Source organism: Brevundimonas vesicularis, assembly GCF_027105095.1.
GTDB lineage: Bacteria > Pseudomonadota > Alphaproteobacteria > Caulobacterales > Caulobacteraceae > Brevundimonas > Brevundimonas vesicularis_E.
Genome location: NZ_CP114278.1, coordinates 1,082,960 through 1,095,214 on the forward strand (window position 1 = coordinate 1,082,960; position 12,255 = coordinate 1,095,214).

Genomic DNA, 12,255 nt, shown 5'->3' on the forward strand with positions numbered 1-12,255 from the left:
CCATCGAAGGCGGCGCGGAGAACGCCCGTCAGGACGCCATCATCGACAATCTGCCGCCGCTCGAGGCGCTGAACGGCGTCGAGCGCGAGATCATGGAATATGATGTCGTGATCGTCGGCGGCGGCCCGGCCGGCCTGTCGGCGGCCATCCGACTGAAGCAGCGCGCGGAAAAGGACGGCAAGGAGATCACCGTCGCCGTTCTGGAAAAGGCGGCCGAGGTCGGCGGCCACATCCTGTCGGGCGCGGTCATCGATCCCAAGGCGCTGAACGAGCTGTTCCCCGACTGGAAAGAACGCGGCGCGCCGCTGGAGACGCCGGTCACAAAGGACAAGTTCCTGCTGCTGGGCCCGCAAGGGTCGGCGTCGCTGCCCATGCCGCTGATGCCGCCCTTCATGCACAATCACGGCTGCTACATCGCCTCGCTGGGCAACGTTACGCGCTGGCTGGGCGAGCAGGCCGAGGCTCTGGGCGTCGAGGTCTATCCCGGCATGGCCGCCAGCCACGTCGTCTGGGAAGAAGAGACGGGTCAGGTGAAGGGCGTCGTCGCCGGCGTCTTCGGCATCGACCGCGAGGGCAAGCCGACCGGCGACTTCCAGCCCGGCATCGAACTGCACGGCAAATATGTCTTCATCGCCGAGGGCGTGCGCGGCTCCCTGGCCAAGACCATCATCGCCAGGCACAAGCTTCAGGACGGCAAGTCGCCCCAGAAATACGGCATCGGCCTGAAAGAGTTGTGGCAGGTGCCGGCCGACAAGCACCAGCCCGGCCTGGCCCAGCACACGACCGGCTGGCCGCTGGACGAACACACCGGCGGCGGCAGCTTCCTGTATCACTTCGGCGATCGCTACGTGGCCGTCGGCTATGTGGTTCACCTGAACTACGAGAACCCGTTCCTGTCGCCGTTCGACGAGTTCCAGCGCTTCAAGCACCACCCCGAGATCGCCCAGCACCTGGAGGGCGCAACACGCATCTCCTACGGCGCGCGCGCCATCACCGAGGGCGGCCTGCAGTCGATCCCGAAGCTGAGCTTCCCCGGCGGCGTGCTGATCGGTTGTTCGGCCGGCTTCGTGAACGTGCCCCGCATCAAGGGCAGCCACAACGCGATGAAGACCGGCATGCTGGCCGCCGACGCCGCCTATGAGGCCGTTCAGGCCGGGCGCGCGGGCGACGAACTGGTCGAATACCAGACCGCCTTCGAAAAGAGTTGGGTCTATAAGGAGCTATCGGTCGTCCGGAACGCCAAGCCCCTGCTGTCCAAGTTCGGCACGACGCTGGGCGGGGCGCTGGGCATGTTCGACATGTGGTGCCGCACCCTCTTGGGCGGCCTGTCGCCGATCCCGACGCTGAAGCACGAAAAGACCGACGCCGCCTCGACCGGCCTGGCCGCCGACCACAAGGCGATCGCGTACCCCAAGCCGGACGGCAAGCTGTCGTTCGACAAGCTGTCTTCGGTGTTCATCTCCAACACCAACCACGCCGAGGACCAGCCGGCCCACCTGAAGCTGCTGGATCCGTCGATCCCGATCCGCGTCAACCTCCCCAAATACGGTGAGCCGGCGCGGCTTTACTGCCCGGCGGGCGTGTACGAAGTGGTCTATGGCGACGAGGCGGCCAAGGCCGATCCGCGCTTCGTCATCAACGCCCAGAACTGCGTCCACTGCAAAACCTGCGACATCAAGGATCCGTCTCAGAACATCGTCTGGACCACGCCCGAAGGCGGCGGCGGTCCCAACTATCCGAACATGTGACGGAACGGGGGCAGGGGCGGCGTTCCGCCCTTGCCCGCCGCTGCAAAAGCGTGAAGGGTCCGGGCATGATCGCCTCCCGTTCTCGCCTGTTCGCCGCCTCCCTGACCGTCCTCGCCGTGGCGCTTGCCGGCCATGCCTCGGCTCAGGACACGACCCCGCCCGCCCCGACGCCGGACACCCATCCGCCGGCCGTCATCCTGGAGCCGGGCCAGACGGCGCCGGGCCAGGCCACACCAAGTCAGGCGCCGACCGAGGCCGCGCCCGATCCTCACATCATCATCACCGACATGCCCGCGACGCCGGCGATCCCGGCCGTCTGGGCGCCGATCCCGACGAACGCCGAGGGCCGCAGCGCCTATGGTCTGTATCTGGCGGGCAAGCTGGCCCTGATGCAGGGCGAGGGGGCGACCGGCTCGGACTATCTGGCCCAGGCGGAACGACTGACGCCGGAACAGCCGCGCGTGCGCGAACAGGCCTTCACCTCCGCCCTGCTGACCGGCGATCTGGATGTGGCGGCCGCCTTGGCCCCGACCGATGCGACCGCGTCTCCCGCGTTTGTGGAGGGTGGGCGGCTGGTGCGTCTGGTCCAGGACTTCGTGCGCGGCGACGCCAGGACGCCGAACGCCGAACTGGCCCGTCAGCCCATCGGCGCCCCGCACGCGCGCGCCGGTCTGCTGGTCGCGCCGTGGATCGCGGCGGCGGCGGACGACTGGACCCGGGCGCTTCAGCCGGTGCCGACCGCCGGCGATCCCCTGACCCTGGCCTTCGCCCGGATCAATCGCGCCGCCCTGCTGGAAAAACGTCGCGACTATGCCGAGGCTGAGGTCGAGCTGAAGACCGCGTCCGAAGTCGCCGGCGTCGGCGCCCTGTTCAAACGCCCCTATGGCGAGTTTCTAGAACGGCGCGGACGCCGCGACGACGCCGTCGCCCTGTATGAAGCCGCCATGGCGGTCCAGCCCGTCGATCCGGGCGTGGCCCGCGCGCTGCAGCGGCTGAAGGACGGCGGGCGCCCGCCCGCCTTGCCCGACTTCCGCGAAGGCGCCGCCCAAGGCCTGATCACCGCCGCCGCCCAGGCTTCGGCCGAGCGCGGCAACGAGTTCGCCGCCGTCTATCTGCGCCTCGCCCAGAACCTGCACGACGATGACGAGACGGAATATCAGCTGGCCCAGGTGCTCTCCCGCGCCGGTCTGAAATCCGCCGCCCGCAACGCCCTGTCGCGGGTCGGGACCGCCGATCCGCAGCTCTACGCCGCCGCCCGCGCTCAGCTGGCCGTGGCGCTGGAAGAGGACGGCCAGTCGCAGGACGCGCTCACCGAACTGCGCCGCGCCGCCGCCGCCAGCCCCGACGATCGGCAGATCGCCTTGGTCTTGGCCGGTCAGCTGATGCAGCTGAAACAGCATGACGAGGCGCTTGCGTTGCTGGACGGGCCGCTTCTGAACACCGCCGATCAGGGCGCCAGCGTTCACTTCCTGCGCGGCGCCGCCTATGAGGCGCTGGGTCGTGTTCCCGAGGCCGAGGCCGAACTGTGGGCCGCGCTTCAGACCGCGCCGAACGACGCCGATATGCTGAACTACCTCGGCTATCTTTGGGTCGATAAGGGGCTGCGGGTGCAGGAGGGCGCCGAAATGATCGCCCGCGCCCACGCGCTGGAGCCCGACAACGGCAACATCCAGGATTCGTTAGGCTGGGCGCAGTTCAAACAGGGCCAGTACGAAACCGCCGTCAACACGCTGGAAGAGGCTGTCGACAAGGAGCCGTCCAACGCCGAGATCAATGATCACCTCGGCGACGCCTATTGGAAGGTCGGCCGTCAACGCGAAGCCGTCTGGCTGTGGAACCGCGTCCTGGTGCTGGAGCCTGAACCCGAACGTCGGGCCGAGGTCGAACGCAAGATCGCCAACGGGCTGGACGGCGCGCCGAACGCTCAGGGCGTCGCGCAATAGGTCATGCCTGCCCTGACCGCCCTGGCGCCGGCCAAGATCAATCTGTTCCTACACGTCGGAGCGGTGGACGCTGACGGCTATCATCCGCTGTCCAGCCTGGTCGCCTTCGCCGATGTCGGGGATCGCATGTCGGTCGAGCCGGCGGATCGCTTGTCGTTGATTGTCGACGGGCCTTTCGGCGGCGGGCTGGGCGCGACGGATGACAATCTGATCCTGCGCGCGCTGCGTCAGCTGGGCGAGGCCTGCGGCATCGGAGAGCCGATGCTGAAGGTCACGCTGGACAAGCGCCTGCCCATTGCGGCGGGGCTCGGCGGCGGATCGTCCGATGCGGGCGCGGCGCTGAAGCTGGCGCGCGACGTGCTGGCGATCGATCTCGACAATGCCGCGCTTGAGGCGGTCGCGGGCGTCGTCGGCGCGGACGGGCCGATGTGTCTGCGGATGCGAACGGCCTGGGCCGAGGGGAGGGGAGACGTGCTGACCGACGAACCCCGACTGCCGTCGCTGCCGGCCGTGTTGTTCAACCCCGGCGTCCCGTCGCCGACGGGCGCCGTCTATCGGGCCTATGACGCAGGGCCGTTCAGATCGGCGAACCGGCCGGCGCCGCCGTCGGATTGGAGCCTGGAGAAGGCGATCGACTGGCTTTCGGTCCAGCGCAATGATCTGGAGGCGCCGGCGGTGTCCCTGACACCCGCCATCGCCGAGGCTTTGCGCGCCGTCGCCGACACGCCGGACGTGGCCCTGACCCGCATGTCCGGCTCGGGCGCGACGGTGTTCGGCCTTTATCGGACGGATGCGGCGGCCAAGGCGGCGGCGGCGATCCTGGCCGAAATCCACCCGTCCGCCTGGGTTCGCGCAACCTGCCTGGCTGCGTCTTAGCGCCGTTCATCGCTCCACGCCGCCAAATGGCCGGGCTCAGCGTGTTGAAGCGAACGGCGGCGGGCCCTATGGTCCGCCGTCTTTTTTGCAGCCCCTCCCCACGAGCCCGATTTGACCACCTCGACCGAGCCGCTTGCGTTTCAGGACCTGATCCTGACGCTCCACCGCTATTGGGGCGAGCAGGGCTGCGCCATTCTACAGCCCTATGACATCGAGGTCGGGGCCGGTACGCTGCATCCCGCCACCGTCCTGCGCGCGCTCGGCTCCAAGCCGTGGAAGGCCGCCTATGTCCAGCCCAGCCGCCGCCCCGGCGACGGCCGCTATGGCGAAAATCCCAACCGCCTCCAACACTATTACCAATACCAGGTCATCCTGAAGCCGAACCCGGATAACCTTCAGGAACTCTATCTCGGATCGCTGGCGGCCATCGGCATCGATCCGAAACTGCACGACATCCGCTTCGTCGAGGACGACTGGGAAAACCCCACCGTCGGCGCCTGGGGGCTGGGCTGGGAGGTCTGGTGCGACGGGATGGAGGTGACGCAGTTCACCTATTTCCAGGGCGTCGGCGGCATCGAGGTCGATGTGGTCTCGGGCGAGCTGACCTACGGGCTGGAGCGTCTGGCCATGTATGTGCAGGGCGTGGACAACGTCTATGATCTGAAGTTCACCAAGGAGGGCCTGACCTATGGCGAGGTCTTCCTGGAGAACGAGCGACAACAGTCGGAAGCCAACTTCCACGGCTATGATGTCGACGGCCTGAAGCGCCGGTTCGAGGACATGGTGGCCGAGGTCTCGCGCCTTCTGGCCATGACCGGACCCCAGGGCCAGCCCCTGGTCCTGCCCGCCTATGACCAGGTGCTGAAGGCCAGCCACCTGTTCAACCTGATGGACGCCCGCGGCGCCATCGCCGTCGCCGAGCGCCAGAGCTACATCGGTCGCATCCGCGAACTCTGCAAAGCCTGCGCGACGGCTTATGTCGAGCGGGAACGGGCCGAAGCATGACGGGGGACGCGCAAGAACCCCTCCGTCTCTCCGCTTCGCTCCGAGCCACCTCCCCATGTCATGGGGAGGAGACCGATTTCGCCTTGTCTCCTCCCCGCCAAGCGGGGAGGGGGACCGCGCGTAGCGTGGTGGAGGGGCTCTTCGCCGCCTGCACCGCTGGCCACTCTTCTGTTTCGAGACCCTGATGCCCCAACTCCTCCTCGAAATCTTCTCCGAAGAAATCCCCGCCCGGATGCAGCAGGGCGCCGCGCGCGACCTGGAGCGGATGGTTTCCGACCGGCTGAAGGCCGCCGGCCTGACGTGGGAGGCGCTGACGACCTATGCCGGTCCGCGCCGACTGACCCTGGTCGTCGACGGCTTGCCCGCCGCCACGCCGGACCGCGAGGAAGAGGTCAAGGGCCCGCGCGCCTCGGCCCCGGAACAGGCGCTGGAAGGCTTCCTGCGCAAGACCGGCCTGACCCGCGATCAACTGACCGAGCGCGACGGCGTCCTGTTCGCCGTCCTGTCGTCCAAGGGTCGCGCCACGACCGATCTGGTCGCCGAGACGGTCGATCAGGTCATCCGCACCTTCCCTTGGCCCAAGTCGATGCGCTGGGGTTCCGGCACCCTGCGCTGGGTGCGTCCGATCAAGCGCATTCTGTGCCTGTTCGACGGCAAGGTGGTCCCGTTCGAGATCGACGGGATTCAGAGCGACGCGATCACCGAGGGCCACCGCTTCCTGGGGTCCGGCGAGCTGCTACGCGTCAGCGACTTCGTCGATTACCGGACCCAACTGGAAAAGAACTTCGTCCTGCTGGACGTCGCCGACCGGAAGCTGCGCATTCTCGAGCAGGCCAAGGCGGCCTGCGCCGCGCGCGGCCTCGCCTTGGTCGATGACGACGGCCTGCTGGACGAGGTGGCGGGTCTGGCGGAATGGCCGACCCCGATCCTGGGCGACATGGACCCGCAGTTCCTGGCCCTGCCGCCGGAGGTCGTGCGCCTGTCGATGAAGGTGCACCAGAAGTATTTCGCCGTCCGTGATCCGTCGAAAGAAGGCCTGGCCCCCAACTTCCTGGTCGTCGCGAATGTCGAAGCGACCGACGGCGGCAAGGCCCTGGCCGCCGGCAACAGCCGCGTGCTGAGCGCCCGTCTGAACGACGCGCGCTTCTTTTGGGAGGAGGACCAGAAGGTCGGCTTCGACGCCTGGAACGCCAAACTGTCCGGCGTCACCTTCCACGCCAAACTGGGCACCCTGGCCGAGCGCGTCGAGCGCATCGCCGCCCTGGCCCGCGAGATCGCCCCGCTGGTCGGCGCTGATCCACAGCAAGCCGAAACCGCCGCCCGCCTGTCCAAGGCCGATCTGGCCAGCGGCATGGTGGGCGAATTCCCAGAATTGCAGGGGATCATGGGCGGCTATTACGCCCGCCTGGCCGGATACCCCGACGCCGTCGCCGACGCCGTCCGCGACCACTACAAGCCCCAAGGCCCCGCCGACACGGTCCCGACCGCGCCCGTCACGGTCGCCGTCGCCCTGGCCGACAAGCTGGACACTCTGGTCGGTTTCTTCGCCATCGACGAAAAGCCCACAGGCTCGAAGGACCCGTTCGCGCTGCGGAGAGCGGCGCTGGGGGTGATCCGGCTGGTGTTGGAGAACGGCACTCGCATTTCTCTCGGTAGAATCCTTTCGCTTACTTCCGACAGGCTTTGGCGGCAGGTCAGTGACTCGCCTCGCTGTGTCCGCCTGCATGGTTGCTCGCTTGAAACGCTAAGTGCGGCAGTTGCGACTGGCCGGCGCGAAGTTTCGGTTCGAGGATTCCAAGCGGATCTGGTGGATATAAATCAGCAGTTTGCATTTGAGATAAAGCGCATAAACTCTCGGCTTCACATCTTTGGTGTGCCGTTCGACGATCTACCGAAATCTGATCTAGAGCTTCCTCAAACCATCTCAGAAGAAGTCTGGCTTACGGCTCCAATTTCTGAAGCTGAAGAAAGCGTTCTCTTTAGTGTAAGCTTGGCTAAGAAATGGAGTAGCTATCTAGTATCGAACGAACTCCTCGCCTTCTTCGCTGATCGCCTGACCGTCCTCCTCCGTGACCAGGGTCAGCGCCACGACCTCGTCGCCGCCGTCTTCGCCCTTGGCGATGACGACCTCGTTCGCATCGTGCGTCGGGTGGAGGCGCTGGCCGCCTTCCTCGCCACCGACGACGGGGCCAATCTGCTGGCCGGCTACAAGCGGGCCTCCAACATCCTTCGCGCCGAGGAGAAGAAGGGGTCTGTCCCGACCGGCATGGTCCAGACCGGCCTGCCGAACCAGCCCGAGGCCGAGACCACCCTGGCCTTCGCCGTCGGCGCCGCCCGCACCGCCGTCGAGGCCGCGCTGGAGGCCGAGGACTTCGCCGCCGCCATGACGGCCCTGGCGCGCTTGCGCGCGCCCGTGGACCGCTTCTTCGACGACGTTCTGGTCAACTCCGACGTCCCCGCCGAACGCGAAAACCGCCTGAAGCTGCTGGGCCAAGTCCGCGACGTCATGGGCCAGGTCGCCGACTTCGGCCAGATCGCGGGGTAGGGCAGAACCCCTCCGTCTCTCCGCTGCGCTCCGAGCCACCTCCCCATGGAATGGGGAGGAGACCGGACTTCCCCGCATCGTCTCCTCCCCACTTGTGGGGAGGGGGACCGCGCAGCGGTGGAGGGGTTCTTAGCCCCGGATTCGGTCTCTCGCCCTGTCGGCGATGAACTCGAGCACGTCGCCTATGTCCACCCGCACCTGTTCGGCGGAGACGCGGATGACCGCAATGCCCTGGGTCGCAAGCCAGCGTGTGCGCCGGGCGTCGTGTTCGCCTCGGCCTTCATGGCTTTCGCCGTCGACCTCGACAGCTAGCATCGCCTCGGCGCAATAGAAGTCGAGCACATAGACGCCCGCTGGATGCTGACGTCGGAATTTCAGACCGTCCAGCGTGCGGCGGCGCAGGTGGACCCACAGTCGGGCTTCGGGCGGGGTCAGGGCGCGGCGCAGGATGCGTGCGCGCGAGACGGAGCCTTCGTGCGTCAAGAACCCCTCCACCGCTTCGCGGTCCCCCTCCCCATTTCATGGGGAGGAGACGATGACGTCAAGGTTGTGCGCGCACGTCGCTAGGAAACCGCACACCCCCTCACGCATTGTTACATCCGCAATGGTCAAGGCCGCTCTCACGCGCTAGATCATGCTGCATGTGCGAGCGGGGCCAATCCGCCGGACGATCCGAAAAGCTCAGGGACTGCATGATGACTCAGTGGGTGTACGGCTTCGGCGGAGGCTCCGCCGACGGCGACGCGTCGATGAAGAACCTTCTCGGCGGCAAGGGCGCCAATCTGGCGGAAATGTCGTCGCTGGGTCTGCCGGTTCCCCCGGGCTTCACCGTCACCACCGAGGTCTGCACCCACTATTACGCCAACAACGAGACCTATCCGGCCGATCTCGACGCTCAGGTCCAGGCCGCCCTGGCCAAGGTCGAGGGCGTGGTCGGCAAGACGTTCGGCGATGTCGAAAACCCGCTGCTGGTCTCGGTGCGGTCCGGCGCGCGCGCGTCCATGCCGGGCATGATGGACACGGTGCTGAACCTGGGCCTGAACGACCAGACGGTCGAGGGCTTGGCCAAGCTGTCGGGCGACCGTCGCTTCGCCTTCGACAGCTATCGCCGCTTCATCACCATGTATTCCAACGTCGTGCTGGGCCTCAGCCACGACGACTTCGAAGAGGTGCTGGATCAGCACAAGGATCGCCTGGGCGTCACGGTCGACACCGACCTGACCGCCGCCGATTGGGAGAAGGTCGTCGTCGACTACAAGGCCGTGGTCGAGCGCGAACTGGGTCACGCCTTCCCGCAGGATCCCAAGGACCAGCTGTGGGGCGCCGTGGGCGCCGTGTTCGAAAGCTGGATGAACGACCGGGCGAAATTCTATCGCCGCATGCACGACATTCCCGAAAGCTGGGGCACGGCCGTCAACGTCCAGTCGATGGTGTTCGGCAATATGGGCGAGACGTCGGCGACCGGCGTGGCCTTTACCCGCAACCCCTCGACCGGCGAGGCGCGGCTGTACGGCGAGTTCCTGATCAACGCCCAGGGCGAGGACGTGGTCGCGGGCATCCGCACGCCGCAGTCCCTCACCAAGATCGGCCGCGAGGAGATGGGCGAGACCGCCCCCTCGATGGAAGAGGCCATGCCCGAGGTGTTCGCCCAGTTCGTCGACGTCGTCGGCAAGCTGGAAAGCCACTACCGCGACATGCAGGACATCGAGTTCACGGTCGAACAGGGCCGTCTGTGGATGCTGCAGACCCGCAACGGCAAGCGCACCGCCAAGTCGGCGCTGAAGGTCGCCGTGGACCTCGCCGCCGAGGGCGTTATCTCTCAGGAAGAGGCCATCAGCCGGGTCGAGCCGTCGGCGCTGGACCAGCTGCTGCACCCGACGCTGGACCCCGATGCGGCGCGCACCGTCATCGCCGCCGGCCTGCCGGCCTCGCCCGGCGCGGCGACCGGCAAGATCGTCTTCGACGCCGACGAGGCCGAGCGCATGTCGGGTCTGGGCGAGGCGGTTATCCTGGTGCGCGAAGAGACCAGCCCCGAAGACATCCACGGCATGCATGCGGCGCGCGGCATCGTCACCGCCCGCGGTGGCATGACCAGCCACGCCGCCGTGGTGGCGCGCGGCATGGGCCGGGCCTGCGTCTCCGGCGCCGGCGAGATCCACATCGACGAGGCCAAGGGCACCTTCACCGCGCGCGGCCGCACCTTCAAGGCCGGCGAGGTCATCACCATCGACGGCTCCAAGGGCGAGGTGCTGGACGGCGCCGTGCCGATGATCGAACCCGAACTGACCGGCGACTTCCAGACCCTGATGGGCTGGGCTGACAAGGTGCGCCGCCTGAAGGTCCGCGCCAACGCCGAGACCCCGCTGGACGCCAAGACCGCGCGCGGCTTCGGCGCCGAGGGCATCGGCCTGTGCCGCACCGAGCACATGTTCTTCGACGACACCCGGATCGCCGCCGTGCGCGAGATGATCCTGGCCGACGACGAGAAGGGCCGTCGCGCGGCGCTCGCCAAGATCGCGCCGTTCCAGAAGTCGGACTTCGTCGAACTGTTCGAGATCATGGCCGGCCTGCCGGTGACGGTGCGCCTGCTGGATCCGCCGCTGCACGAGTTCATCCCCCACACCGAGGAAGACATCGACGCCCTGGCCGCCTCGTCCGGCATCGACGCCGAGAAGCTGAAGCGCCGCGCCAAGGAACTGCACGAGACCAACCCCATGCTGGGCCACCGCGGCTGCCGCCTGGGCGTCGCCTATCCCGAAATCTACGAGATGCAGGTCCGCGCCATCATCGAGGCGGCGCTGGAGGTGAAGCAGAAGTCGGGCGCCGCGCCCCTGCCGGAGATCATGCACCCGCTGGTCGCCCTGGGCCTCGAGATGAAATATCTGCGCGAACTGACCGACCGCACGGCCAAGGCCGTGTTCGAGGAGACGGGCCAGAGCATCGACTATCTGGTCGGCACGATGATCGAACTGCCGCGCGCCGCCATCCGCGCCGGGGACCTGGCCGAATACGCCCAGTTCTTCAGCTTCGGCACCAACGACCTGACCCAGACGACGTTCGGCATTTCGCGCGACGACTCCGGCCGGTTCCTGCAGGCCTATCTGGACAAGGGCATCTTCGAGACCGATCCCTTCGTGCGGCTGGACCAGGACGGCGTGGGCGGCCTGATCGAGATCGCCGCCGAGCGCGGACGCAAGGTCCGGCCAGAGGTCAAGCTGGGCATCTGCGGCGAACATGGCGGCGATCCGTCGTCGATCGCCTTCTGCGAACAGGCCGGGCTGGATTACGTCTCCTGCTCGCCCTACCGCGTGCCGATCGCCCGTCTGGCGGCGGCCCAGGCCGCGCTGAACGTGGAGCGCGAGAAGGACCGCTAGGCCTTCTCAGCAGGACGAACCCAAGAAGGGCGGTCTCGATCGAGGCCGCCCTTTTTGCTGCGGCGCCACAAAGTCGCCGATCTTGACGGAACGCTGTATGTGTCCCGGTGTCCACAGGCATTCATCGTGTTTTCGGGCCTCTGGAACAGATGACGCCGTGACCTACTTAAGCACTCGCTGGATGGGGCTGATGATCGGTCTGTTCATCACATCTAGGAGTTAATAAGAAACAATGCGTAACATTCTTCTCGCTGCTGTCGCCGTTTCCGCAATCGCCGCTCCGGCCTTTGCTCAAACCACTCCTGAGCCGCGTGGTTACGGCTCGCTGGGCTACACTCATCTTGAAGGCGATAATGCAACGACGGGCGCTGTGACCGGTCGTTTGGGCGTCAACCTCAACCGTTACTTGGCCGTCGAGACCGAAGCCTCGGTCGGCGTCAAGGACGACGACTTCACCGTCGCCGGCGTCGATGGTTCGATCAAGCATGAGTGGGACGCCGCCGGTTACGTGGTCGGCAAGGTGCCGGTCTCTGACAAGCTGGAACTGTTCGCGCGCGGCGGCTACGGCCACACCGAGCTGAAACAGGAGTTCCCAGGCGCCAACACCGACGTGGGCGGCGACAGCTGGAACTACGGCGCCGGCGCGAACTACTACCTGGACGGCGTCAACGGCGTGCGCGCCGACTGGACCCGTCGCGACTACCGCGACAACGGTGGTGAAGCCGACGCCTATTCGGTCAGCTACATCCGTCGCTTCTGATCGG

Annotated in this window: 8 protein-coding genes; 7 read left to right on the top strand and 1 reads right to left on the bottom strand. The window is 67.0% G+C overall.

The window, feature by feature from the left end:
- Positions 1-92: 92 nt before the first annotated feature.
- The 5 genes from O2K97_RS05360 to glyS all read left to right on the top strand — a co-directional run bounded on the left by O2K97_RS05360 (position 93) and on the right by glyS (position 8,117).
- Positions 93-1,748 (top strand): electron transfer flavoprotein-ubiquinone oxidoreductase, encoded by a 1,656-nt coding sequence (locus tag O2K97_RS05360; RefSeq protein WP_269221104.1) that lies wholly within the window; start codon positions 93-95, stop codon positions 1,746-1,748.
- A gap of 65 nt (positions 1,749-1,813) precedes the next feature.
- Positions 1,814-3,691 carry a tetratricopeptide repeat protein gene (locus O2K97_RS05365; RefSeq protein ID WP_269220750.1) on the top strand — a complete coding sequence of 626 codons (1,878 nt, stop codon included), beginning with the start codon at positions 1,814-1,816 and terminating at the stop codon, positions 3,689-3,691.
- A 3-nt stretch (positions 3,692-3,694) separates the two neighbouring features.
- Positions 3,695-4,567, top strand: coding sequence for a 4-(cytidine 5'-diphospho)-2-C-methyl-D-erythritol kinase (locus tag O2K97_RS05370; RefSeq protein WP_269220751.1), 873 nt, complete (start codon positions 3,695-3,697; stop codon positions 4,565-4,567).
- 111 nt (positions 4,568-4,678) lie between these two features.
- Positions 4,679-5,572 carry a glycine--tRNA ligase subunit alpha gene (locus O2K97_RS05375; protein ID WP_269220752.1) on the top strand — a complete coding sequence of 298 codons (894 nt, stop codon included), beginning with the start codon at positions 4,679-4,681 and terminating at the stop codon, positions 5,570-5,572.
- Between the two features lie 184 nt (positions 5,573-5,756).
- Positions 5,757-8,117, top strand: coding sequence for a glycine--tRNA ligase subunit beta (gene glyS, locus O2K97_RS05380; protein WP_269220753.1), 2,361 nt, complete (start codon positions 5,757-5,759; stop codon positions 8,115-8,117).
- Between the two features lie 129 nt (positions 8,118-8,246).
- Here glyS and O2K97_RS05385 read toward each other — a convergent pair whose 3' ends face one another.
- Positions 8,247-8,600, bottom strand: a complete 354-nt coding sequence (locus O2K97_RS05385; protein WP_269220754.1) for an endonuclease domain-containing protein — start codon at positions 8,598-8,600, stop codon at positions 8,247-8,249.
- A gap of 209 nt (positions 8,601-8,809) precedes the next feature.
- On the opposite strand from O2K97_RS05385, the gene ppdK reads away from it, so the two are divergent.
- Positions 8,810-11,491, top strand: a complete 2,682-nt coding sequence (gene ppdK / locus O2K97_RS05390) for a pyruvate, phosphate dikinase (protein ID WP_419466086.1) — start codon at positions 8,810-8,812, stop codon at positions 11,489-11,491.
- A 232-nt stretch (positions 11,492-11,723) separates the two neighbouring features.
- A complete protein-coding gene (locus tag O2K97_RS05395) occupies positions 11,724-12,251 on the top strand; it encodes a porin family protein (protein ID WP_269220756.1) in 528 nt (175 codons plus the stop codon).
- Positions 12,252-12,255: the final 4 nt, after the last annotated feature.

Excerpts from the sequence above, each read along its gene's own strand:
- O2K97_RS05360 (WP_269221104.1), top strand. The coding sequence starts at position 93 with ATGGAATATGATGTCGTGATCGTCGGCGGCGGCCCGGCCGGCCTGTCG.
- O2K97_RS05365 (WP_269220750.1), top strand. The coding sequence starts at position 1,814 with ATGATCGCCTCCCGTTCTCGCCTGTTCGCCGCCTCCCTGACCGTCCTC.
- O2K97_RS05370 (WP_269220751.1), top strand. The coding sequence starts at position 3,695 with ATGCCTGCCCTGACCGCCCTGGCGCCGGCCAAGATCAATCTGTTCCTA.
- glyS (WP_269220753.1), top strand. The coding sequence starts at position 5,757 with ATGCCCCAACTCCTCCTCGAAATCTTCTCCGAAGAAATCCCCGCCCGG.
- ppdK (WP_419466086.1), top strand. The coding sequence starts at position 8,810 with ATGATGACTCAGTGGGTGTACGGCTTCGGCGGAGGCTCCGCCGACGGC.
- O2K97_RS05395 (WP_269220756.1), top strand. The coding sequence starts at position 11,724 with ATGCGTAACATTCTTCTCGCTGCTGTCGCCGTTTCCGCAATCGCCGCT.